Source organism: Vibrio sp. YT-15 (assembly GCF_033337445.1).
In the GTDB taxonomy this organism is placed as follows: domain Bacteria; phylum Pseudomonadota; class Gammaproteobacteria; order Enterobacterales; family Vibrionaceae; genus Vibrio; species Vibrio alginolyticus.
The window spans coordinates 181,112-204,711 of sequence record NZ_JAWOQR010000009.1; the positions used below are offsets into that span (position 1 = coordinate 181,112).

Annotated in this window: 21 protein-coding genes; 6 read left to right on the plus strand and 15 right to left on the minus strand. The window is 45.4% G+C overall.

Features of this window, described 5'->3' with window-relative positions:
• Positions 1–30: 30 nt before the first annotated feature.
• The 4 genes from gmhB to treC all read left to right on the plus strand — a co-directional run bounded on the left by gmhB (position 31) and on the right by treC (position 4,978).
• Positions 31–582, plus strand: a complete 552-nt coding sequence (gene gmhB, locus R7D93_RS17310) for a D-glycero-beta-D-manno-heptose 1,7-bisphosphate 7-phosphatase (RefSeq protein ID WP_005381961.1) — start codon at positions 31–33, stop codon at positions 580–582.
• A 74-nt stretch (positions 583–656) separates the two neighbouring features.
• Positions 657–1,604: a trehalose operon repressor TreR gene (gene treR, locus R7D93_RS17315; protein ID WP_005381960.1), complete on the plus strand. Its 948-nt coding sequence runs from the start codon at positions 657–659 to the stop codon at positions 1,602–1,604.
• 176 nt (positions 1,605–1,780) lie between these two features.
• Positions 1,781–3,205: a PTS trehalose transporter subunit IIBC gene (gene treB / locus R7D93_RS17320; RefSeq protein WP_005381959.1), complete on the plus strand. Its 1,425-nt coding sequence runs from the start codon at positions 1,781–1,783 to the stop codon at positions 3,203–3,205.
• A gap of 87 nt (positions 3,206–3,292) precedes the next feature.
• Positions 3,293–4,978, plus strand: a complete 1,686-nt coding sequence (gene treC, locus R7D93_RS17325; protein ID WP_225496902.1) for an alpha,alpha-phosphotrehalase — start codon at positions 3,293–3,295, stop codon at positions 4,976–4,978.
• 89 nt (positions 4,979–5,067) lie between these two features.
• Here the strand turns inward: treC and R7D93_RS17330 are convergent, their stop codons facing one another.
• The 3 genes from R7D93_RS17330 to R7D93_RS17340 form a co-directional block, all read right to left on the minus strand.
• Entirely contained in the window at positions 5,068–5,964 is an 897-nt protein-coding gene (locus R7D93_RS17330; RefSeq protein WP_213868793.1) for a hypothetical protein, read from the minus strand.
• Positions 5,965–6,095: 131 nt separating this feature from the next.
• Positions 6,096–7,616, minus strand: coding sequence for a transcriptional regulator (locus tag R7D93_RS17335; protein WP_213877548.1), 1,521 nt, complete (start codon positions 7,614–7,616; stop codon positions 6,096–6,098).
• Between the two features lie 90 nt (positions 7,617–7,706).
• Positions 7,707–8,309 carry a YitT family protein gene (locus tag R7D93_RS17340; RefSeq protein ID WP_054579054.1) on the minus strand — a complete coding sequence of 201 codons (603 nt, stop codon included), beginning with the start codon at positions 8,307–8,309 and terminating at the stop codon, positions 7,707–7,709.
• A gap of 347 nt (positions 8,310–8,656) precedes the next feature.
• On the opposite strand from R7D93_RS17340, the gene glyA reads away from it, so the two are divergent.
• Positions 8,657–9,907, plus strand: a complete 1,251-nt coding sequence (glyA, locus tag R7D93_RS17345; protein WP_005381985.1) for a serine hydroxymethyltransferase — start codon at positions 8,657–8,659, stop codon at positions 9,905–9,907.
• A gap of 461 nt (positions 9,908–10,368) precedes the next feature.
• On the opposite strand, the gene lipA is transcribed toward glyA, so the two are convergent.
• The 12 genes from lipA to leuS form a co-directional block, all read right to left on the minus strand.
• On the minus strand, positions 10,369–11,334 hold the full coding sequence (gene lipA / locus R7D93_RS17350) for a lipoyl synthase (protein ID WP_005384139.1): 966 nt from the start codon (positions 11,332–11,334) through the stop codon (positions 10,369–10,371).
• Positions 11,331–11,993 (minus strand): lipoyl(octanoyl) transferase LipB, encoded by a 663-nt coding sequence (gene lipB / locus R7D93_RS17355; protein ID WP_005384137.1) that lies wholly within the window; start codon positions 11,991–11,993, stop codon positions 11,331–11,333. Before lipB ends, lipA begins: the two co-directional genes overlap by 4 nt.
• A gap of 176 nt (positions 11,994–12,169) precedes the next feature.
• Positions 12,170–12,448, minus strand: a complete 279-nt coding sequence (gene ybeD / locus R7D93_RS17360; protein WP_005384135.1) for a DUF493 family protein YbeD — start codon at positions 12,446–12,448, stop codon at positions 12,170–12,172.
• Positions 12,449–12,587: 139 nt separating this feature from the next.
• On the minus strand, positions 12,588–13,766 hold the full coding sequence (locus tag R7D93_RS17365) for a serine hydrolase (protein ID WP_005384132.1): 1,179 nt from the start codon (positions 13,764–13,766) through the stop codon (positions 12,588–12,590).
• Positions 13,767–13,857: 91 nt separating this feature from the next.
• A complete protein-coding gene (locus R7D93_RS17370) occupies positions 13,858–14,661 on the minus strand; it encodes a septal ring lytic transglycosylase RlpA family protein (RefSeq protein ID WP_017635670.1) in 804 nt (267 codons plus the stop codon).
• Positions 14,662–14,663: 2 nt separating this feature from the next.
• Positions 14,664–15,785 carry a rod shape-determining protein RodA gene (gene rodA / locus R7D93_RS17375; RefSeq protein ID WP_005373004.1) on the minus strand — a complete coding sequence of 374 codons (1,122 nt, stop codon included), beginning with the start codon at positions 15,783–15,785 and terminating at the stop codon, positions 14,664–14,666.
• Positions 15,785–17,701 carry a penicillin-binding protein 2 gene (mrdA, locus tag R7D93_RS17380; RefSeq protein ID WP_005384126.1) on the minus strand — a complete coding sequence of 639 codons (1,917 nt, stop codon included), beginning with the start codon at positions 17,699–17,701 and terminating at the stop codon, positions 15,785–15,787. The genes rodA and mrdA overlap by 1 nt, the downstream gene beginning before the upstream one ends.
• Before the next feature lie 29 nt (positions 17,702–17,730).
• The gene (gene rlmH / locus R7D93_RS17385; protein ID WP_017821762.1) at positions 17,731–18,201 is read right to left on the minus strand and encodes a 23S rRNA (pseudouridine(1915)-N(3))-methyltransferase RlmH; all 471 of its coding nucleotides are present in this window, start codon (positions 18,199–18,201) and stop codon (positions 17,731–17,733) included.
• A 4-nt stretch (positions 18,202–18,205) separates the two neighbouring features.
• Positions 18,206–18,523: a ribosome silencing factor gene (gene rsfS, locus R7D93_RS17390; RefSeq protein ID WP_005373015.1), complete on the minus strand. Its 318-nt coding sequence runs from the start codon at positions 18,521–18,523 to the stop codon at positions 18,206–18,208.
• A gap of 88 nt (positions 18,524–18,611) precedes the next feature.
• The gene (holA, locus tag R7D93_RS17395) at positions 18,612–19,631 is read right to left on the minus strand and encodes a DNA polymerase III subunit delta (protein ID WP_206949551.1); all 1,020 of its coding nucleotides are present in this window, start codon (positions 19,629–19,631) and stop codon (positions 18,612–18,614) included.
• A gap of 5 nt (positions 19,632–19,636) precedes the next feature.
• Entirely contained in the window at positions 19,637–20,176 is a 540-nt protein-coding gene (gene lptE, locus R7D93_RS17400; protein WP_005384122.1) for an LPS assembly lipoprotein LptE, read from the minus strand.
• Between the two features lie 152 nt (positions 20,177–20,328).
• Positions 20,329–22,902: a leucine--tRNA ligase gene (leuS, locus tag R7D93_RS17405; protein WP_005384121.1), complete on the minus strand. Its 2,574-nt coding sequence runs from the start codon at positions 22,900–22,902 to the stop codon at positions 20,329–20,331.
• Positions 22,903–23,055: 153 nt separating this feature from the next.
• Here leuS and R7D93_RS17410 point away from each other — a divergent pair, with 153 nt between their 5' ends.
• The gene (locus R7D93_RS17410) at positions 23,056–23,526 is read left to right on the plus strand and encodes a zinc ribbon-containing protein (RefSeq protein WP_005373024.1); all 471 of its coding nucleotides are present in this window, start codon (positions 23,056–23,058) and stop codon (positions 23,524–23,526) included.
• The last annotated feature ends 74 nt before the right edge of the window (positions 23,527–23,600 follow it).

Consider the following 23,600-nt stretch of genomic DNA (forward strand, 5'->3'; position numbering starts at 1 on the left):
GATTAAACCGAGTTAATAGAGAAATACGTTTTGGCAAAACCTGCTGTTTTTATCGATCGTGATGGCGTGATAAACGTTGACCACGGCTACGTTCATGACGAACATGATTTTGAGTACATTGATGGTGTATTTGAAGCGACGAAAGCGCTAAAAGATAAAGGCTACCTTCTAGTGTTAGTGACGAATCAATCGGGCATCGCACGCGGTAAATTCAGTGAAGACCGTTTCTTGTCTCTGACTCAATGGATGGATTGGAACTTTGCTGATAATGGTGTTGAGTTCGATGGTATCTATTACTGCCCACATCATCCAGAACATGGCATTGGCGAGTACAAGCAAGATTGTGAGTGCCGTAAGCCAAAACCAGGCATGTTCATTTCTGCGCGTGACTTCTTGAAGATCGACATGGAGAAATCTGTGATGATCGGCGATAAAGCTGAAGACATGATGGCAGCAGAAGCGGCAGGCGTTGGCACTAAGATTTTGGTTCGCACTGGTAAGCCAGTAACAGAACAGGGCGAAGCCATTGCAACGGTAGTATTAGATAGCATTGCGGATGTGCCTGCGTACTTAAACAAGTAATCTTCATTACTGACTGAGTTAAGGGAAGCCACTGCTTCCCTTTTGTTTGATTCCTTCTTTTAGTCTGAACACTTATGAGCAAAAAACTCACCATTCTTGATATCGCAAAATTGGCAGGCGTGGGCAAATCAACAGTAAGCCGTGTGCTTACTAACGATCCAAAAGTGAAACCCCAAACGCGAGAGAAGGTTGAGCAAATCATTCGTGAATCTGGTTATGTGCCGTCCAAATCTGCGCAATCAATGCGTGGCGGCAGCCAAAAAGTTATTGGGGTTATCATCTCCCGTTTAGACTCACCATCAGAAAATCGCGCCGTTGGTACCATGCTCAATGCTTTGTATTCCGCTGGTTATGATGCGGTGATCATGGAGAGCCAATTCGATCGCGATAAAACCAATGAACATTTGGATGTGCTTAAACGTCGCAACGTCGATGGGGTGATCGTGTTTGGTTTTACTGGATGTGATGAGCGAGCATTGGCAGAGTGGGGTAATCGTATCGTTGTGATCGCGATGGACACGCAAATGGTTTCTTCGATCAACTACGACAACCAAGGTGTGATAGACATGGCTTTGTCTCATCTTGAGCAGCAATCTTTATCTCGCATTGCTTATATTGGTGTTGATCCTGAAGACAAAACCACTGGCTTAGCTCGTCTAAATGCTTATAAAGCTTGGTGTCAACGCAAGCAAATTGCACCTTGTTTCCAAACGGGTAAGTTGAGCCATGAAAGTGCTTATCAGTTGGTAGACAAAGTCCTTCAATCTGATACTCAGGCCATCGTGTGCGCCAGTGACACCATCGCGTTGGGCGTGATTAAGCGTCTTCAAGAGTTAGGCCGTGAAGACGTGGTTGTGACAGGTGTTGGTGGTAATGAATTGCTCTCTTTCCTTTTCCCTAAAGTATTTAGTGTCGACCCAGGTTATACCCTTGCAGGTGAGAAGTCCGCTAACATGCTGATCAATCAATTAAATGGTGATGAGGAAGTGGTTCACTTTACTCAACAGCCTATCGTTTGTTAATCCACACTAAAACGATCTGCTCTAAAATTATACTGTGATCATTCTCAATTAATGGGACTGTTCCCATTTTGTTTTTTGTCTTCGAATGGCAATATTAAAATTAAGAAATGGGAATGTTCCCATTTATAAAAACAAAATGATGAATCGAATGTATCCAATACAGGGTGGACAAAGTTATGAGTAAGATTGCGCGTAAAGACGTGGAGCGTCTTATTGAGCTGGTCGGGGGGCCGGACAACATTGCCAGTGTAAGTCACTGTTTAACTCGCTTGCGTTTTGTTCTAAATGATACGGACAAAGCAGATACGAAACAGTTAGAAGCATTACCGATGGTGAAGGGCTGTTTTACCAACGCAGGCCAGTTCCAAGTGGTTATCGGTACTGAAGTGGATGAAGTTTACAAGGTACTGATCGGACTGACGGGTAAAAGTGAAGCCAGCAAAGACGAAGCGAAGAACGCTGCTCGTCAAAACATGAATATCGTTGAGCGTGGTATTTCCCACCTTGCAGAAATCTTTGTACCACTGCTACCAGCGATCATCACCGGTGGTCTGATCCTTGGTTTCCGTAACGTGATTGGCGACATCAAGATGTTTGATGGTCAAACGCTAACGGAAATCAGCCAGTTTTGGGCAACGGTACACTCTTTCTTATGGCTGATTGGTGAGGCGATCTTCTTCTTCCTACCGGTTGGCGTGTGTTGGTCGACAGTGAAAAAGCTCGGCGGTACTCCGATTCTGGGTATCACGCTTGGTGTAACATTGGTTTCGCCACAGTTGATGAACGCCTACCTGATTGGTAAGCAAGTACCCGAAGTGTGGGACTTTGGCTTATTTGCCATCGAGAAAGTGGGCTATCAGGCGCAAGTGATTCCAGCAATGCTTGCTGGTATGGCTCTGGCGTTTATTGAAACCAACTTAAAACGCATCATTCCGTCTTACCTTTACCTAGTGGTCGTGCCGTTTGTCTCAATCATTGTGTCTGTGATTCTTGCGCACTCTATCATTGGTCCATTCGGTCGTATGTTGGGTGACGGCGTGGCATTCGCAGCAAAAGCAGCCATGACGGGTGACTTCGCAATGATTGGCTCAACCATCTTCGGCTTCCTATACGCGCCATTGGTCATTACTGGTATTCACCACACCACCAACGCGGTTGACCTTCAATTAATGCAAGAGCTAGGCGGCACGCCAATTTGGCCACTGATTGCGCTTTCAAATATTGCTCAAGCGTCTGCGGTCGTCGGCATCATTATCATCAGTAAAAAACACGGCGAGCGTGATATCTCAGTGCCTGCGGCTATCTCTGCTTACCTTGGCGTGACTGAACCGGCGATGTACGGCATCAACTTGAAATACAAGTTCCCAATGTTGAGCGCGATGATCGGTAGTGCGTGTGCTGCTGCTATTTGTGGTAGTGCGGGCGTAATGGCGAACGGTATCGGTGTGGGCGGTTTGCCGGGCATCTTGTCTATCCAACCGCAGTTCTGGGGCATTTTTGCTTTGGCTATGTTAGTCGCAATGCTGGTACCTGCTGCATTAACGTTAATTCTTTATAAGCGTGCACAAGCCAAAGGTGAGCTTGAGCCTGCAAACGCGTAATTCTATTTGAGGCAGTGACTTGGCTGCCTCCTCCTATTTTTCTTTTCAAATTTTAAGTTTCCGATTACTGGTAAGTGAGTGTTAGAAATGGCTATGACCAAGCATGATGAGAGCTGGTGGAAAACCGCAACCATCTATCAAATTTACCCAAAAAGCTTTTGTGACAGTGGCAGTAAAGGCACGGGCGACATCAAAGGGATCATTTCTAAGCTGGATTATCTTAAGCATCTTGGTGTGGATGCGATTTGGCTGACGCCGGTTTACCAATCGCCAATGATCGACAACGGTTATGACATCTCCGATTACTACTCGATCAACCCTGAGTTCGGCACGATGCAAGACTTTGATACTTTGCTAGCAGAAGCGCATCAGTTGGGTATTCGTATCATCATGGACATTGTAGTGAACCACACGTCGACAGAACACAAGTGGTTCCAATCCGCACTGGGTGATAAAAACAGCCCATACCGTGATTACTACATCTGGAAAGATTCGGTAGATGGTGCTGAACCAAACAACTGGCAATCAAAGTTTGGTGGCAACGCTTGGGCGCTGGATGAAAAAACAGGCCAGTACTATTTGCACCTTTTTGCTAAAGAGCAAGCGGACTTAAACTGGGAAAACCCAGTAGTGCGTGAAGAAGTGAAAGAAGTCATCAGCTTCTGGGCAGAAAAAGGAGTGGATGGTTTCCGTCTCGACGTTATCAACCTGATTTCCAAGCAGCAAGATTTTCCAAGTGACGATATTGGTGATGGTCGTCGTTTCTACACGGATGGTCCACGTGTGCACGAATACCTTCAAGAGATTAGCGAATCTGTGTTTCAAAAATACGGCAGCGTGACGGTGGGTGAAATGTCTTCCACTACGCTAGAGCACTGCCAGCAATATTCTTCGCTAGACGGCAAAGAGCTATCCATGGTGTTCAACTTCCATCATCTGAAAGTCGATTATCCAAATGGTGAAAAATGGACCAAAGCGCCGTTTGATTTCATTCAGTTAAAACAGATCTTCAATCATTGGCAAACGGGCTTAAATGGCAAAGGGTGGGGGGCGCTGTTCTGGTGTAACCACGACCAGCCACGCGTTGTGAGCCGATTAGGTAACGACGAGCAATACCGTGTTGAATCTGCCAAGATGCTTGCGGCATCAGTGCACATGATGCAAGGCACACCTTATGTTTACCAGGGGGAAGAGATCGGCATGACCAACCCGGGTTATACCGAAATCAGCCAATATCGTGATGTTGAAAGTACTAACATGTACGACATCATGGTCAACCGTGATGGTGTATCTCATGACGATATGATGGCGATCTTGGCACAGAAGTCGCGTGATAACTCACGTACACCAATGCAATGGAACAGTGCAAAACACGCGGGCTTTACTGAGGGCACGCCTTGGCTTGAAGTGGCGCAGAATTACACTGAAATCAATGCTGAAGCTGCGGTTGCCGATTTAAACTCGGTGTTCTACTTTTACAAGCGTCTGATTGAACTGCGTAAACAGGTTCCAGTCATCACCGATGGCCGTTATGAAGATTTACTGCCAGAGCACAAACGTATTTTCGCTTACGCTCGTCAGAACGATAAGCAAACGCTGCTGTGTATCAATAACTACTACGCTGAAGAGGTGGAATGCGTTCTGCCAGAACGTTTTGATATGAGTAAAGCGAAAAACTTGCTATCTAACTATCAAAACTCAGCGAGCGCAGTCGCGTCAAACCATCAAGTGTTACGACCTTACGAAACTCGTATTTTGTTGATAGAAGAATAAACTCGGGTGTCATCACCCCTAGGATTGATATTCGAGATGAAGGCTTTGGTGTGCTCCCCAAAGCCTTCTTTTATTGAGATATCTCTAGCTTATTTTGTTTCAATCGCTGTTAGCTGCACTTTCTCTTCGTTGATTTGTACTTGTTGTACTTTCAGCAGTTCAATTTGTTCAATCAGACCTAAGCTCGGATTAAACCAACGTTCTGCCGAAGTGGCGAACTCCATTGAGTCCATATCATCACAGTTTAGGTTGTAGATGTTCTCTTCCATCAGGTATGCCGCTTCAATTTTCTTGCCTGAGATCGAGAACGCTTTACGCACACCAGTCTCTCGGATTTGCTGTTGCCAAACCACTTGGCAAGATGCTGTCATAGGAAGGTTTTGTACCCACTCATGATCTTCAAAACGGTCTAGAAGGTTGTGAACTGCGTAGCCTGTAAGAGTGGTTTGCAGAGACATAGTTTCTTCACCGATGTCAATATTCGGGCTTTTCTCTTTTACGTCGTCACCGTTTAGGCGGAAAATCGGACCGCTGTGCATAAGCATGGCAATAAACTGATGACCAATGAAATAAGCGTCAGTAATTTCATGGAGTGCACCATCTGATCCTGCAAAGTAAAGCGTATTGCTCTCGTCGTCGTTGTACTGCTCGTCTGAATAGTAGAACTGTTCGGCGCCGTAGTTCACCAAGTCATTAACCAACTGGACCATTGCCTCGCTGTTTGGGATTTGTGCCAATGCTGCCAATATTTGCTCGCTATCCATCGCTTGGAAGCTCAGTTTCATGTCGCCCTCTGGTTGGCCATCCAAGCTAAACGAATAGCTCAATTGTGTGTTTGGTACAGGAGCGAAAATGGAGTTGTGAATCGATACGTCGAAACTTTCTTGAGGCACTTTGTTTGGATTCGCACTGCCAGAAGACGAACCTCCGCCACAGCCGTAAAGAGCCAGAGTTGCTGCTGCGATAAGCGTCATTTTGTTTAGCATGGTTTACATTCCTGATTGATAAGGCCGCTTCATGTTGGGCCGTTGCTTGAATGCGAGCATGCTAAGTTCAGTGAGAGAAAAAGGGCAAAAAACAAAAGATAACAGGGGTTAATGAAAGCTTAATTTTATATTTAGGTCTTTGTTTTATTTGGAGTTATTTCGTTGGCCACATTAGTGCAATACTCGTTAATGAGCGCTTTCCATCGGCTTATGATTTCTTGATCGGTCACACTAACATGCAACGTTTTCCACGGTTGGAGGCAAGTCTCTTTTGATTCAGATTGAGAAAGACGCTCAAACAAGGTTTCGGAAGGTAAAACGCGCAGCAGCGCCACCAGTGATTCCATGTAGTTGAGACGGAACTGTTCAAGTTTGTTCTGCTTATAAGCAATGTGAGACACAAAGGTATAAATCAGTGCGTTTTGGATACGTGAGTCGCCATCTGGTGTCGTTAACAGAGCTTTTGCCCTGTCTAAGTTACCTAATTTGAAATGCAATAGACCTAACCAGAGGCTCAGCTCATCTGGCAAAACATCAAACGACGATTGTACTTGAGTTAAATACGCTTCCAGCTTTTGATGTTCGTGCTCGTATAAGGCGAGATGTCTTGCCGTTGTTATAGCCGCAAACTCATCAGATTGTCGGAGAGGTTGGCTAGAAAAGGCATTCTCGAATAACATTTTTTTGTGAATATCCGAAAGCTGCCACGTACTTGCCGAAGGTGCAGGCAGATTGAAGTATTGCGCGACATCCGAGTGCATTTGGAAAATATCCGATTGTAGGTCAGATAAACGCAGTGTGTACTCATTGCGAAACGCCAGCTTGCCCGTCGCAGGATAAATAAGGTTCATCTGCGCTTTCAAGATGCCTTGCTCTGCGCCGTCTTTTAACTCGATATTGAGCTCGTAGTCGCTGGTCTGCATGTTTCGTGCGCCAGGGAAATATGGCGTATGACCGATAGGATCAAGAAAGTAACTGGGAGCATCTTGGTTGGCGATGTCGGTGTATGGATATTCGACTTGTTGTTGCAGCAAGATGGCTTTGACCAGTATGCGGTATTTTCGCGCCTGAGAGCCGATTGAATCGACACGTTTGAGTAGTAGCTCGACTTTGGGAATCAGTAGTTGATGACGTGTTTGTTGTGTTGAGATTTCTTGGCGTTGCCATAACAAGCTTGCGAGTGTCATGCTACATACCGCAAGTATGGCACATAAGCTGTAAGCAAAAATCAGCTTGAAGTTCTTATTACTCGCCACCTGGGTTGAGATAACGCGCCGATGGTTTTTCGCTGGTGGCACTAAACGAATATTGGCAGGGTTAAGAAAATAGCCTTTGCGGGGGTAAGTGACTAAAAGCTTAGCGGCATCGTATTCGGGTAAGTACTGCTGTAGCAGGGCACGTAAGGTGCTAATGCGGTTCGTGAGCACATTCTTAGAGATGAACTTGCTCTGCCAAATGGTTTCAATAATGGTGTCAGCAGAGAGTGGGTGGCCAACGCTTGTTAACAGCAGTTCTAATAATTCAACGGTGCGAGGTTCAAGATCAATCGCGATAGCATCTTGATGAAGGCTCTGTGTCTTCGGGTTATAGATCAGCTCTCCAATCGCAATACAACTGTGAGTCTGTTTAGCTTGTTGCAGAAAGTCGCGCATACCGTACCGATCTATTTGGAAATCGCGAAGTATTATATAGCGATTGGAGCGCGAAATCTTATAAATCGCGCTTCAATCATTATCAAAAATTTATGAACCGTAGGTCACGGAATAGCGGTGCGGTTTGTGGTTCATCGCTAACACGACATTGAGTGCAAACGCCCCCAAAATTGAAAGGCCAATCACTTCTGGTGTGACAAAGAAGAATGAAGCAAACAGGATACATGCATCGATTGCCATTTGGCTTTTGCCAACTGAAATGCCAAATTTGTCTTGGATAAACAAACACAGCACGTTAAAGCCACCTAAGCTGGAGCGATGTCTGAATAGGATCAGCATACCGAGCCCCATTAAAAGCCCACCTGCGACGGCGCAATAAACTTCATTTACCGATTCGAGCGAGATTAGCAAATAAAGATGATCGGCAAAGATAGAAACCAACGCGCCAGAAATGGCACTATTAATGGCGAAATGACGGCCGAAGCGTTTCCATGCTAGTAAGTAAAAAGGACTGTTTGCTAAAAAGTACAGCACACCAAAGGTAAAAGGTGTAAATTGGCTAACAAGCAGAGCCAATCCAGTCGTGCCTCCCGTTAGAAGGTTCGCGGATTGGAGAAAGAAAACGCCTTGAGCTACTAAAAAGGTACCCGTGAGAATCGCTATCCAGTCTTCTTTTAATGAGTGTTTTTCCATCAATGTTGCAGTCATTAGTGATAAATAAGGCGTGCATAGTAGTAAAAAGATGATCTTTTCGGTAGCTAGAGGGTAAAATTTACGGTAAACCTATGTAATTGCTGTTTTACAGGGTGTAAAGCACAAATTTGACAGGCAATAGATTGTCGTTATGCGATTGCAATGCTGGCATGATAAACATTGCTTGTCATCATGAAAAAACTGCATGAGAAAAATTGTAAATTTCTCTTTATGACCTAAATCAAATTATGTAGAATGCGCGCCATTAGGGTGACGAAAACGTTTGCGTCGGGTCATTCAACAGTTTTTTTGCAACTTTCAGTACTAATCTGAGTCAGGAGATACAGATGCTTAAGCGTGATATGAACATCGCAGATTACGATGCGGAACTGTTCGCAGCTATCCAGGAAGAAACTCTTCGCCAGGAAGAACACATTGAACTTATCGCTTCTGAAAACTACACAAGCCCACGTGTAATGGAAGCGCAAGGTTCTCAGCTAACGAACAAATACGCTGAAGGCTACCCAGGTAAGCGTTACTACGGCGGTTGTGAGTACGTAGATAAAGCTGAAGCACTAGCAATTGAGCGTGCATGCCAACTATTTGGTTGTGAGTACGCTAACGTACAGCCTCACTCAGGTTCTCAAGCAAACAGCGCAGTTTACATGGCGCTTCTTAACCCTGGCGATACAGTTTTAGGCATGAGCCTAGCACACGGTGGTCACCTAACTCACGGTTCACCAGTAAACTTCTCGGGTAAGCACTACAACGTTATCCCTTACGGTATCGATGAAGCTGGTCAAATCAACTACGACGAGATGGAACAGCTAGCACTTGAACACAAACCTAAGATGATCATCGGTGGTTTCTCTGCTTACTCGCAAATCGTTGATTGGAAACGCATGCGTGAAATCGCTGACAAAGCAGGTGCTTACTTATTTGTTGATATGGCGCACGTAGCTGGTCTTATCGCCGCCGGTGAATACCCAACACCAGTACCGCATGCTCACGTGGTAACAACAACGACGCACAAAACACTAGCAGGTCCTCGCGGTGGTCTTATCTTGTCAAATGCTGGCGAAGATATGTACAAGAAATTGAACTCAGCAGTGTTCCCTGGTGGTCAAGGTGGCCCTCTAATGCACGTTATCGCTGGTAAAGCAGTAGCGTTCAAAGAAGCGATGGAGCCAGAGTTCAAAGCTTATCAAGCTCGCGTAGTGAAAAACGCAAAAGCAATGGTTGGTCAGTTCCAAGAGCGTGGCTACAAAATCGTATCTAACGGTACAGAAAACCACTTGTTCCTTGTTGACCTAATCGACAAAGATATCACTGGTAAAGACGCAGACGCGGCACTAGGTGCAGCAAACATCACTGTAAACAAGAACTCAGTACCAAATGACCCACGCAGCCCATTCGTAACGTCTGGTATCCGTGTAGGTACGCCAGCGATCACTCGCCGTGGCTTCACTGAAGAAGATGCAAAAGAGCTAGCAAACTGGATGTGTGACGTTCTAGATAACATCGGCAACGAAGAAGTTATCGAAGCGACTAAACAGAAAGTGCTCGAAATTTGTAAGCGTCTACCGGTTTACGCCTAACTATTCTTCATAGAATGAGTCAATTTCGGTGTCGAACATACTCACTTGCTCGCGCAAACTCCGTGTGTTCTCCTAGAACTCGACTCATCTATTTTGAACATTGATATACTAAAGGTCCTCAATTGAGGGCCTTTTTGTTTGTCTGGCGTTTGGAATGAGATATAGCGAAGAGTGTGTGATAAGGAGATGGCTACCAACACTGTCCCTTTCAATATATCCAAACCGCGTCATTCCGACGAGCCTAGGCGAGAGCAGGAATCTTGTTGAGGCACACTCTTTTACTCAGCGTTTCCCAAAAAATCATCAGTACGTTGGAAACTGATTCTCAATCACGCTCGTTCCTCGCTGTTCAGAATGACGGTGGTAGAATGGCTTTTTATCATCATTTGACAGATACAAAAAAGGTTGGCACTGAGCCAACCTTTTCTCTTCAAAACAAGCTTTTCAAAACAAGCGAGAGCTTATTTAATCTCGATACCTTGAGCTTGCATATCGGCATGGTAAGAAGAGCGAACAAATGGACCACACGCTGCGTGCGTGAAGCCAAGCTCTAGTGCAACTTCTTTTAGCTCGTCAAACTCTGATGGCGGAACGTAACGTTCTACTGGCAAGTGGTGACGGCTTGGCGCTAAGTACTGACCTAGAGTCAGCATCGTTACGCCGTGTGCGCGTAGATCTTTCAGTACTTCGATGATTTCTTCTTTGGTTTCACCAAGACCCATCATCAAACCAGATTTGGTCGGTACATTTGGATGCTGCTCTTTGAACTTCTTAAGAAGCTCCAGCGACCACTTGTAGTTTGCACCTGGGCGAGCTTTACGGTAAAGACGTGGCGCTGTTTCTAGGTTGTGGTTGAAGACATCTGGCGGGTTATCTTTCATTAGATCAAGCGCTACGTCCATACGACCACGGAAGTCAGGAACCAGAGTTTCAATCTTAATATGCGGGTTTAACGCACGGATCTCGCGGTTACAATCGGCAAAGTGTTGTGCACCGCCGTCACGCAGATCGTCACGGTCGACAGAAGTGATTACTACGTATTTCAGCTTCATATCGGCGATGGTTTTCGCCAGTTTTTGAGGCTCTTCTGCTTCCGGTGGTAATGGGCGGCCATGAGCAACGTCACAGAAAGGACAACGACGAGTACAAATAGCACCTAAGATCATGAAGGTTGCTGTACCGTGGTTAAAACATTCCGCTAGGTTCGGGCAAGATGCTTCTTCACATACGGAGTGAAGTTTATTCTTACGCATCGCCGCTTTGATGTCTTGAATTCGTTGGCTGTCGGCTGGTAGCTTGATCTTCATCCAATCAGGCTTACGTAGCACTTCTTTCTGCTCTGTAGGCATGTTCTTTACGGGAATCAATGCCATTTTATCGGCGTCACGATATTTAACGCCTTTTTCCATCTGGATTGGTTTGCTCATGCTTTATTACCTTGAGAAGGTGCTTCTGTGCTGAATTCTACTTGCTCATAATCGAGCAAAGTAACGAGTTCTTCTATTAATTGTTTTTCTACGGCTTCTACATTGTCTGGGCCGCCAAATTGGCTGACCTGAACCATTTCCATACCTTCATAACCACAAGGGTTAATACGCAGAAACGGTGTTAAATCCATATTTACGTTCAAGGCTAAGCCATGAAACGAGCATCCTTTACGAATGCGTAAACCGAGAGAGCATATTTTCTTACCGGCAACGTAGACACCTGGTGCGTCAGGTCGCGCGGCTGAGTCAATATTGTATGCTTTTAGCGTATTGATCACGAGGTTCTCGATTGTGGTAACGAGATCTCGTACACCTAATTTTTTACGGCGTAGGTTGATCAAGAAGTAGGCGACCAACTGACCAGGGCCATGATACGTAACCTGGCCTCCGCGATCACTTTGTACAACAGGAATATCGCCAGTGTTAATCAAGTGCTCAGCTTTACCTGCCTGTCCTTGCGTAAATACTGGGTTATGTTCTACCAACCAGACTTCATCACGGGTTTCTTCTGTGCGTTGGTCGGTGAACTCATGCATCGCCTTCCATACAGGCTCATAGTCTTGGCGGCCAAGTCGTTTTACAACAAGTTGGTGTTGCATGGGAATTCCTGTTGCTAATATATAAAGTTTTTGGATTATAAACCGGATAACCCTGATGCTCTACCGCTGCGTAACAGATTTTTAACTGAAAGCGATGTAAAGCCTCGTTATCTCTTTGATAAATAAAAAGAAAGCAGCCAAGGCTGCTTTCAAAAAAAATTTAATATATCAAAAAATTATAGAACCATGCGTACGATGTCAATTTCACCTAACTCTTTGTACAGTGTCTCAACCTGCTCGATAGAGGTTGCAGTAATGTTGATTGACACAGAGTGGTAGTTGCCCTTAGCACTTGGTTTAACGGTCGGGCTGTAGTCACCTGGAGCATGGCGCTGAATAACTTCAAGAACAAGCTCTGGAAGTTCAGGCTTTGCATGACCCATTACCTTGTAAGTAAATGAACAAGGGAACTCAAGCAGGTCTTTTAATTTTGCATCAGAGTTGATGGTTAGCATATCGATAACTCCAGTAGATATTCGTTGCGGTGCGAAATAGTACAGTCAAATTAGGGGGAACTCAAGACGAGGAGCTCAAACTTAAAAAGCCGCCCTTTCAGGCGGCTTTGCGAATAAGTTTGCTACTCTAACGTCCTTCTTAGAAGAAGCTCTTGAATAACAATACGATGTAATCCCACATGCGGCTAAATAGACTACCTTGCTCTACGGTTTCTAGTGCCATTAGTGGGTACTCGGCAATATCTTCACCATCGATCTGATAGTATAGCTTACCAACTACATCACCTTTATTAATTGGGGCTTCTAGCTCTTTTTCAAGGACGAAGCTTGCTTTTAGGTTTTTCGCTTCACCACGCGGTAGTGTTACGTAAGTATCTTGGTCAAGACCCAGTGCTACGGTGTCTTTGTTACCCATCCACACTTTTTCTTCTACGAACGTTTCACCTGCTTTGTGCGGTGCCACTGTTTCGAAGAAACGGAAGCCGTAGCTTAGCAGCTTTTTGCTTTCTGACTTACGAGCATTGGCATCTTTAGTACCCATAACGACCGCAACCAAGCGCATTTGACCTTCAGTTGCTGAACTTACTAGGCTGTAACCCGCATTACTTGTGTGACCCGTTTTGATGCCGTCAACGTTCATGCTCTTATCCCAAAGTAGACCGTTACGGTTGTATTGGGTGATGCCGTTGTAAGTAAATTTCTTCTCTGAGTACACTCGGTACTCATTTGGTACGTCACGGATAAGTGCTTTACCTAGCAGTGCCATGTCGTATGGTGTTGAGTACAACTCTGCGTTATCTAAGCCATGAACGTTGGCAAAGTGCGAGTTAGTCATACCCAATGTGTTGGCCCAAGCGTTCATTAGGTCAACAAACGCATCTTCTGAACCTGCAATATGTTCTGCCATCGCAACACAGGCATCGTTACCTGACTGGACGATGATGCCTCGGTTCAGGTCACGTACTTTAACTGTTGTGCCTACTTCAATGAACATCTTTGATGAATCAGGGAAGTTTTTCGCCCACGCATTTTTACTGATGGTGACATCATCATCTTCTGAGATATTACCACGCGCTAGCTCTTGGCCGATTACATAGCTGGTCATCATCTTAGTCAGACTAGCTGGAGACAATTTTGTGTTCATCTCTTTCTCTGCCAGTACTTTACCTGAATGATAATCCATCAGCACGTAGCCCTTCGCCGCGATTTGAGGGGCATCTGGAACAACGATAGGTGATGCAAGAGCAGATTGAGCGAAAGTTGCAGAAAGGGCAACCGAAGAAACGAGAATAGATTTCACAAACTTATTTTTATTCATGGTAATTCAAATTTTTGGGTTAACTGCAGACATCTTATCAGAATCCCTAGTTATGTAAGAGGGGGATCAAAGAGAAATTCATGACACGAGGTCATTTGGCAGTGTTGTGTTTTTTAATAAATGCAGACGAATAGCCGAGCAACTTTACTTTATCTAGTGTGGCTTGCGTCAGGGAATAGTCAGTAAATGGCCCTAACAACAAGCGATAAGACTCTTTCGCACTCTCTAGGAAAGTTTCTGTATCCAATTTTTGACCAAGCTCGGTACCTAAAGTTCGCGCGCGCTCTTCATTTTTTGATGATGCTACTTGAATAACGTACCTAGGGTGCGCTTCTAATGACTTTTTGTCCGTAGGCTGATTGATACTGATCACTTCAATTTCCACGTTCGCGGTGCCTGTTTTTATGACATCTAACTTGTGCGCGGCGGCATAGCTTAAATCAATGATACGGCCATCGTGAAAAGGACCTCGGTCATTAACTCGTACTATGGTGGTTTTGCCGTTGTCAGTATTGGTAACTTTTACGTAACTTGGTAACGGTAGCGTTTTATGCGCTGCCGTCATTGAGTACATGTCATAGATTTCGCCATTAGAAGTCAAATGACCTTGGAATTTTTTCCCATACCAAGATGCTCGGCCTTTTTCTTTAAAGCCTTTCGCATTGCGAACTATTTTGTAGTCTTTGCCACGCAAGTGGTAATCTTTGTTCCCACCTAGGCTGTACGGTTCATATTTAGGATGCGCATCCTCGATGTGTTCGACTGAAAGCGGTGTATCCGGTGCAACATCGGATTCGAGTTCGTAACGGCCTTCTTGTTCTTTTTGGCTAGTTGATGAACAGCCTGCCAAAATAAGAGCAGAGAAAACCAAGGAATATAAAGCGCGTTTTTGCATGTCTAGGTCGCCTTAGAGAATGCTTTTCGGTGCGTATGAATCGACATCAGAATACCAAAACCAGCCATCAAGGTTACCATTGATGTGCCGCCATAACTGATGAGTGGCAACGGTACACCTACTACAGGTAGGATGCCACTTACCATGCCAATATTTACAAAAATATACACGAAGAAGCTGAGTACAATACTGCCTGCCATCATTCGTCCAAATGCGGTTTGCGCTTGGCTGGCGAGATATAAACCTCGTCCAATAATAAATAGATAGATGGCTAAAAGGCAAAGGAAGCCAATCATACCCCATTCTTCAGCAATTACTGCAAAGATAAAGTCAGTGTGTCGTTCAGGAAGAAATTCTAGTTGTGACTGCGTACCTTGCAACCAACCTTTGCCGGAAATACCACCGGAGCCAATCGCAATTTTACTCTGAATAATGTGGTAGCCCGCTCCTAGCGGATCAGATTCCGGGTTAAATAGAGTACGAACTCGCACTTTTTGATACTCTCGCATCAAGAAAAACCACAGAATTGGAATGAAACCACCTAATGCAATCGCAGCACCAGCGATGATTTTCCAGCTAATGCCGGCGAGGAAGATAACAAAAATACCGGAAGCGGCGATCAGGATCGAGGTACCTAAGTCAGGCTGCTTTGCAATGAGAATGGTTGGTAAGCAGACCATAATCAGTGCAACAATGAGTGTTTTTAGCGTTGGTGGAAGGGGCTGTCTACCGACATAGCGAGCCACCATTAATGGCACCGCGAGCTTCAATAGCTCTGACGGTTGAAAGCGCACAAAACCGAGGTTAAGCCAACGCTGCGCGCCTTTCGATGCTTCACCGAAAAACAGCACGCCGAAAAGCAGTATAACGCCACCAACGAACATCAAAGGTGCCAAGCTTTCGTAAGTTCGTGGAGAAAGCTGCGCAAGGACGAGCATCACAACGAGTGAAAGCACCATTCGCATGGCTTGGCGATCCATCATCAGTAAACTTTGGCCACTGGCGCTGTACATGATCACCAGGCCAAACCCCATCAGGGCCAATATGCCAAGTAGGAGTGGTAAGTCGATATGGAAGCGTTCAAACAGGGCGCGATTTTTACCTGTAGAGGGATCCATCTTCATTACTGTTTTACCTCTTTCTTCGCATTGTTTTCAGGCTCAATTTCTTCTGGACCAAGAACGACTCGGTCAAAAATTTTCCTTACTACTGGGGCACCGTTACTAGAACCACCACCGGCATTTTCTAGTACTACAGTGACGACCACTTTAGGATCATCAAATGGTGCAAAGCCAGTAAATAACGCATGGTCACGTAAGTGCTCGGCGATCTCATCGGCGTTGTACTCTTCGTTTTCACCCAGACCGAAGACCTGTGCAGTACCTGATTTACCCGCTGTTTCATAATTCATTTTGTAGAATGAGCGACGAGCTGTTCCGCGCGTGCCATGGTTTACCCGACGCATGCCTTCTTTCGCCATATCCCAGTACTTTTTAGGCACATTCTTGATTGGTGGGTAAGTCACGTATTCTGTCGTTTGCTGCTCTTCGAAGTCGTTACCATTTTCTATCGTCGCTTTGAGCAAGTGAGGTGCGATCACTTCTCCCTCGTTTACTAATACGGAGGTTGCTTTGGCGATTTGCATTGGTGTTGCTGTCCAATATCCTTGGCCGATACCCACAGGGATCGTATCACCTTTATACCATGGGGTTTTATGGCGAGACATTTTCCAGTCACGAGTCGGCATATTCGCCTTACTTTCTTCGTAGATATCAATGCCAGTGTAATCACCAAAACCGAACATCATCATCCAATTCGAAATACGGTCAATACCCATGTCATAAGCGATTTGATAGTAGAAGGTATCAACAGACTCTTCGATCGACTTAATGATATCGACGCGTCCGTGTCCCCAACGCAACCAGTCCCGGAACGGACGTGTGTTAGAGTTTGGTATGCGCCAATAACCAGGATCATTTCGTGTGGTGTTAGGTGTTACGACACCTTCTTGCAGCGCGGCTACCGCCATAAATGGTTTGATGGTAGACGCAGGGGGGTAAATGCCAAGTGTAGTGCGGTTGACCAAAGGACGGTTTTTATCGTTCAAAAGGGCGCGATAGTCTTTACCTGAGATTCCGTGCACGAACGAGTTAGGATCGTAGCTAGGGCTCGAAACCATAGCCAGTACGCCGTTGTCTCTAGGATCGATTACTACAGCACTGCCTCGGCGGCCGTCCAATAATTGGTGTACGTACAACTGCAAGTTGATATCAAGGTTTAAAACGATGTCTTTTCCGGGTACAGGTGGAACGTACTTTAAGGTACGGATTACTCGGCCGCGGCTGTTTACCTCGACTTCTTGATATCCGGCTGTACCGTGTAAGAGGTCTTCGTAGTATTTTTCAATACCCAGCTTACCAATGTCGCGAGTGGCTTGATAGTTTGCGTCTTTTTCTTCTCGGATCAGGCGCTGCATGTCGCGATCATTGATTCGAGAAACGTAACCAATCACGTGGGTTAAGACTTCGCTGAAAGGGTAGTAGCGCTTTAAGGTCGCACTTATTTCCACACCCGGAAAGCGGTACTGATTGACGGAGAATACCGCTACTTGTTTTTCGTTCAGTTGGGTAAGCAGTGGGACCGATTTAAATCGACGAGTCCGTTTACGCTCGTGGTGGAAACGTTCAATCTGGTCTGGTGTAATTTCCAGAATAGTTTGTAATTCTTGGATGGTTGCATCAATGTCTTTAATTTTTTCTGGGGTCAGTTCTAAGTTAAAGACGGGACGGTTCTCTGCCAGTAAAACGCCATTTCGGTCATAAATTAGACCTCGGTTAGGCGCGATAGGCACCACTTTGATGCGGTTATCGTTCGAGCGGGTTTGATAGTCTTGAAACTGGTTCACCTGAATGTTGTACATGTTGGCAACCAGAGCTCCCATCAAGACAACAATGCCGATAAAAGCAACAATAGCGCGGCTGGCAAACAGACGCGCTTCGGCTTGATAATCTCGGATTTGACTGCGGCGTTTACGAATCATTAACGCTTGGCTCTAAAGTTAAACAACGATTATTCGCGATGATAAGGGTGGTTAGCGGTGATGCTCCACGCTCGGTACAAGCTTTCTGCCATTACGATACGCACTAGAGGGTGGGGTAGCGTTAAGGCAGACAATGACCAGCTTTGGTCTGCTGCAGCTTTGCATGCAGGAGCGAGTCCTTCAGGACCGCCGATTAATATTGATACATCACGGCCATCTAATTTCCAAGCTTCTAACTGCTCAGCGAGTTGAGGAGTGTCCCATTTTTTACCTGGGATATCTAACGTGACGATACGGTTGCCTTTTGGTACCGCAGCGAGCATCGCTTCCCCTTCTTTTTGCAGGATGCGAGCGATATCGGCATTTTTTCCGCGTTTGCCAGCAGAGATTTCAATCAACTCCAACGGCATATCATGCGGGAAACGGCGACGATATTCTTGAAAGCCTTCCTCAACCCATTTTGGCATTTTTGTGCCAACAGCAATTAGTTGAATTTTCAAAAGATTAACCCCAGAGTTTTTCTAGCTGGTAGAGTTCGCGGTGCTCTTCTTGCATCACGTGAAGCATGGCGTCGCCCATATCTAGGACTACCCATTCACCTTCGTTTTCACCTTCCATTCCTAGTGGCTCAAGACCGGCTTTTTTCACTTCTGTTGCAACATGGTCAGCGATGGATGAAACGTGGCGTTTGGATGTACCAGTACAGATGATCATGTAATCTGTCACGCTTGATTTATCTTCCACATTTAGGACGATAATGTCTTCCGCTTTCATGTCGTCGGCTTTATCAGCTAAAAAGTCTTTCAGTTCTTCGCGAAGCACTCGGTTTTCCTCGGTTTGTCTCTTATCTCTATAGTGTTTTACATTCTTGCTTGCAAAACAGGTCGCGCACTATATCACGCTTTGATTTTTAAATTGCCAGCTTAATATCAGGAGAGCAGGTTTCTAAGCTCAACTGATGAATAGTTGGCCATACAGACTCGTCATACTGAGTTTTGGCTTTTATCTCGGCTTGAGCCAATAAGGAGAGCAATGCACAAATACGACTCGCTGATAAGCGGGCCAGTGCTGCGTTATAGAGTGGACGCTTGTTTTGCCAAACTCGATATTTCTCAAATACCTGGTTCATTCCCATTTGAGTTAAGTCTTGATGCATATTTAAAAGTTGGCTCAACTCTTTTTGTACACTTCGAATCAAGATCACGGTCTCAACCCCTTCCGCCTCAAGTTGGCGAAGAATACGTTGTGCACGGTTTGCTTTACCTGCCAGTAAGGCGTCGATCCAGTTAAAGGTAGTGAAGTGATTATGGCGACTTAGGGCTTCCTCTAAACGTATGACGGTCAGCTCACCATCCGGGTAGAGTAGGGCCAATTTCTCTAAGCTTTGTGACAATGCAAATAGGTTACCTTCATGCCATTGAGCCAACATTTGCAGTGATTGTTGATTGGGTTTTAGTCCCAACGTGCGGCAACGTGTCTGAATGAACATAGGTAAGCGTTGTAGATCTGGCGACAAGCAGCTTACCCAATCGCCTTTTGAGCTTAATGCTTTGAACCATTTCGCATTTTCTTGGGCTTTGGTCAGTTTGCTACCAACAATGACGAGCATGATGTCATCATGAAGCATATCACACAGTGTTTGCAGCTCTTTGCTGACGGCGGTTGTCACGCCACTTTCAGGAATTTCAAGCTCAATCAGTTGACGGTTTGAAAACAGGCTCATCGCTTGGAAACAGTCGTAAACTTGATTCCAGTCGATGCTAGCATCCACCGCAAAGCGGTGTTTTTCCTCAAAACCTTGCTGAAACGCTGCCTTTTGGATTGCTTGGCGGCTTTCTTGAATCAGTAACGGCTCATTACCAAAGATTAAGTAAACCTGTTTAACTTGTTTAGTTAAATGATCCGTTAGCTTATCGGCATAAATTCGCATAGTGACTAAGAGTTTTTGTTCGCTGGCTCAGAGATTTGTCCTGCTTCATATTCGGCACGAATACGGCCCAACTGGCGCATCATCTGTTTTGCAGCTTGCAAGCGCATCTCGTCTTCAATTACGTCACGCTCAACAGATTTTGCAAGTGCGGTCAACGGGTTGTCTAGGTAGTTGCGGTTTACTGTTGTCGTAAAGTTTTTAGAACCATAGCCAGGAATTGTCACACGGTATTTTACTACGTATGTCAGCTCTTTTTCTGCTGCACGGCTATTTTGATAAAGCGATAGTGTACGCTCATCGATTGTCGCTTCCGTCAAATGAAGGTTGGGTACCGTCGATGATGGTTGAACAAGTTCAACTTTGTTCAGTTCGAGTTGAGAGCGAACATAGCGAGTTAATTCACTGTATTCATCGTAGCTGGAGAAAGACATAGTGTGCAGCTCTTCCGGTACGGAATACTCGCCGCGAAGGTGAAAACCACAGGCAGAAAGAAGCCCCGCTAATACCAATACCACTGGTAGTTTAATCAAAGAGAAAAAGCGCATTGATTGTATTCATCCTAAATTGAAGGGGTTATTTACCTTAAACCACTCATGTGAATGGTTTGAGGTAAATAAACAGGGTAGCGAACTACCCTGTTTAATGACTCTTGGTTAACAAATAAGTTCGCTAAACAGAGACAAATTGCATGCTGTGATTAGTTTGCAACGATGTTCAGCAGTTTACCTGGAACGTAAATAACTTTACGAATAGTCAGGCCATCAGTGAACTTAACCACGTTTTCGTCGTTTAGACCAAGCTGTTCGATATCGTCTTTAGAGATATCCGCTGGGACTGTTAGCTTCGCACGTAGCTTACCGTTAACTTGAACAACGATAGTTTTTTCGTCTTCAACTAGCGCTTTTTCGTCAAACGTCGGCCATGCCGCGTTATCAATGTCTGTTTCACCTAGTGCTGCCCATAGCTCGTATGAGATATGCGGAGTGATAGGGTAAAGCATGACAACAATAGCTTTCAGTGCTTCGTCAAGGATTGCACGATCTTGCGCAGATTCTTGAGGCGCTTTCGCTAGTTTGTTCATCAGCTCCATGATCGCTGCGATCGCGGTGTTGAATGTTTGACGACGAGCGATATCGTCCGTCACTTTCGCGATAGTTTTGTGAACGTCGCGGCGAAGTGCTTTTTGATCACCAGAAAGCGCTGAGGTATCTACTGCTTCTGCTGCGCCTTTCGCTGTGTGCTCTTTCACTAGTTTCCAAACACGTTTTAGGAAGCGGTTCGCACCTTCTACGCCAGACTCTTGCCATTCAAGTGTCATGTCCGCTGGAGACGCGAACATCATGAATAGACGTACTGTGTCAGCGCCGTACTTATCTACCATTTCTTGAGGGTCGATACCGTTGTTCTTAGACTTAGACATCTTGATCATGCCTGAGTGCGTTACATCGCGACCTTCAGTGTCTTTAGCAGAAGTAATGCGGCCTTTACCATCACGTTCAACGGCTACGTCTGTTGGAGCTACCCACTCTTTGCCGCCTTTCTCGTTCTCGAAGTAGAACGCATCAGCCAGTACCATGCCTTGACACAGTAGTTGCTTGAACGGTTCGTCAGAAGTTACGTAACCCGCATCGCGCAGTAGTTTGTGGAAGAAGCGTGAGTACAGTAGGTGCATACAAGCATGCTCGATACCACCGATGTACTGGTCTACTGGTAGCCAATAGTTTGCTTTTTCTGGGTCTAGGATGTCGTCCGCTTGTGGTGAACAGTAACGCGCGTAGTACCAAGAAGATTCCATGAACGTATCGAACGTATCTGTCTCACGTAGAGCAGGTTCGCCGTTAAAGGTTGTCTTCGCCCACTCTTTGTCTGCTTTGATTGGGCTCGTTACGCCGTCCATTACTACGTCTTCTGGAAGAATCACTGGTAGTTGGTCAGCAGGTACTGGGTGAACTTCACCGTCTTCAGTGGTTACCATTGGGATTGGCGCACCCCAATAACGTTGACGAGATACACCCCAGTCGCGTAGACGGAAGTTTACAGTCTTAGTGCCTTTGCCCTCTGCTTCTAGCTTCGCTGCGATTGCGTCGAATGCCGCTTGGAATTCTAGGCCATCGAATTCACCTGAATCGAACAGTACACCTTTCTCAGTGTATGCTGCTTCAGAGATGTCTAGCTCGCTGCCATCAGCAGGCTTGATAACTGGCACGATGTCTAGACCGTACTTCGTTGCGAACTCGTAGTCACGTTGGTCGTGCGCAGGTACAGCCATTACCGCGCCTGTACCGTAGTCCATCAGAACGAAGTTTGCTACGTATACTGGTACTTCGCGGCCGTTCAATGGATGAATAGCAGTAAGGCCAGTTGCCATACCTTTCTTCTCCATTGTCGCTAGCTCAGCTTCTGCAACCTTGTTGTTCTTACATTCGTCGATAAACGCTGCAAGCTCTGGATTGTTCTCTGCTGCAAGAGCTGCAAGAGGGTGGCCGGCTGCGATACCCACGTAAGTCACACCCATTAGCGTATCTGGACGTGTTGTGTAAACTTCTAGGTCTTGTTGACCCTTAACTTCAAACTTCAGTTCAACACCTTCAGAACGACCAATCCAGTTGCGCTGCATGGTTTTCACCATTTCAGGCCAACCTTCAAGCTTGTCTAAGTCGTCTAGTAGCTCTTGAGCGTACTCAGTGATTTTGATGAACCATTGAGGGATTTCTTTTTGCTCTACAGGCGTATCACAACGCCAGCAACAACCGTCTTCAACCTGCTCGTTTGCAAGAACAGTTTGGTCGTTAGGACACCAGTTAACAGAAGAAGTCTTTTTGTAAACTAAACCTTTCTCGTAAAGTTTAGTGAAGAACTCTTGTTCCCAGCGGTAGTACTCCGGTGTACATGTTGCGAATTCACGGTTCCAATCGTAACCAAAGCCTAGAAGCTTAAGTTGGTTCTTCATGTATTCGATGTTTTCGTAAGTCCAAGGTGCTGGCGCAGTTTTGTTTTTTACTGCTGCGTTTTCTGCAGGTAGACCGAATGCGTCCCAACCGATTGGTTGCATCACGTTTTTGCCTTGTAGGCGTTGGAAACGAGATACTACATCACCGATAGTGTAGTTGCGCACGTGACCCATGTGCAGTCGACCACTTGGGTATGGGAACATGGACAGACAGTAGAATTTTTCTTTATTTGGGTCTTCACTTACAACAAAGGTTTTGTTGTCATCCCAGTGCTTTTGAACTTTTTGTTCAATATCTTGTGGGTTGTATTGTTCTTGCATCGATGGTATCCGTTATCTTGGAATTTGTGAGTTCGGTTAGAACAGACTTAAATAGATCGTCATAGAATACCTAAAGCTAGGGATCACAACAATAGCCAATCTGTACCCATGCGCCCTTAAGTGACGCAGGTAGGAGAAAGATGGAGGTCAGTTATGCCTAAACGTAAAACAGGTTATGAGGAAATGCTCGAGGATGTGATTGAAACCTTGAAGCACAGTCCGGAAGAAGTTAACAAAGCGATTGAGACGTCGGGCAAAGTGGTGGATGCTGCTAATGACTTGACCAAAGATGAATTGGCTTTAATCAAAGCGTACCTTAAAGCAGACTTAAAAGAGTTTTCAGAGAGTTACGAGGATAGCAAAAGCGGTCCGTTTTACTTAACGATTGCGGATTCGATATGGCAAGGGCTGTTAGAGATTACAGACCGAACTAAAGTTGAGTGGGTTGAGTTGTTCGATGACTTAGAGCATCAAGGGCTATATGAAGCAGGAGAGGTGATAGGCTTAGGCACTTTAGTTTGTGATGAGTGTGGTCACAAGACAACGTATAACCACCCAACAGTAATCATTCCGTGTATTAAGTGTGGTCACAAAGGCTTTACTCGTCAGTCATTAAAGCCATAAATGGCGAGTAACGACTGTATAATGCAATGAATAAAAAAGAGGCTTAGTCGCCTCTTTTTTGTCTTTTCTACTTT

Coding starts and splice junctions, on each gene's coding strand:
- treR (WP_005381960.1), top strand. CDS start 657: ATGAGCAAAAAACTCACCATTCTTGATATCGCAAAATTGGCAGGCGTG.
- treB (WP_005381959.1), top strand. CDS start 1,781: ATGAGTAAGATTGCGCGTAAAGACGTGGAGCGTCTTATTGAGCTGGTC.
- treC (WP_225496902.1), top strand. CDS start 3,293: ATGGCTATGACCAAGCATGATGAGAGCTGGTGGAAAACCGCAACCATC.
- R7D93_RS17330 (WP_213868793.1), bottom strand. CDS start 5,964: ATGCTAAACAAAATGACGCTTATCGCAGCAGCAACTCTGGCTCTTTAC.
- R7D93_RS17335 (WP_213877548.1), bottom strand. CDS start 7,616: ATGCGCGACTTTCTGCAACAAGCTAAACAGACTCACAGTTGTATTGCG.
- R7D93_RS17340 (WP_054579054.1), bottom strand. CDS start 8,309: ATGGAAAAACACTCATTAAAAGAAGACTGGATAGCGATTCTCACGGGT.
- glyA (WP_005381985.1), top strand. CDS start 8,657: ATGCTTAAGCGTGATATGAACATCGCAGATTACGATGCGGAACTGTTC.
- lipA (WP_005384139.1), bottom strand. CDS start 11,334: ATGAGCAAACCAATCCAGATGGAAAAAGGCGTTAAATATCGTGACGCC.
- lipB (WP_005384137.1), bottom strand. CDS start 11,993: ATGCAACACCAACTTGTTGTAAAACGACTTGGCCGCCAAGACTATGAG.
- ybeD (WP_005384135.1), bottom strand. CDS start 12,448: ATGCTAACCATCAACTCTGATGCAAAATTAAAAGACCTGCTTGAGTTC.
- R7D93_RS17365 (WP_005384132.1), bottom strand. CDS start 13,766: ATGAATAAAAATAAGTTTGTGAAATCTATTCTCGTTTCTTCGGTTGCC.
- R7D93_RS17370 (WP_017635670.1), bottom strand. CDS start 14,661: ATGCAAAAACGCGCTTTATATTCCTTGGTTTTCTCTGCTCTTATTTTG.
- rodA (WP_005373004.1), bottom strand. CDS start 15,785: ATGAAGATGGATCCCTCTACAGGTAAAAATCGCGCCCTGTTTGAACGC.
- mrdA (WP_005384126.1), bottom strand. CDS start 17,701: ATGATTCGTAAACGCCGCAGTCAAATCCGAGATTATCAAGCCGAAGCG.
- holA (WP_206949551.1), bottom strand. CDS start 19,631: ATGCGAATTTATGCCGATAAGCTAACGGATCATTTAACTAAACAAGTT.
- lptE (WP_005384122.1), bottom strand. CDS start 20,176: ATGCGCTTTTTCTCTTTGATTAAACTACCAGTGGTATTGGTATTAGCG.
- leuS (WP_005384121.1), bottom strand. CDS start 22,902: ATGCAAGAACAATACAACCCACAAGATATTGAACAAAAAGTTCAAAAG.
- R7D93_RS17410 (WP_005373024.1), top strand. CDS start 23,056: ATGCCTAAACGTAAAACAGGTTATGAGGAAATGCTCGAGGATGTGATT.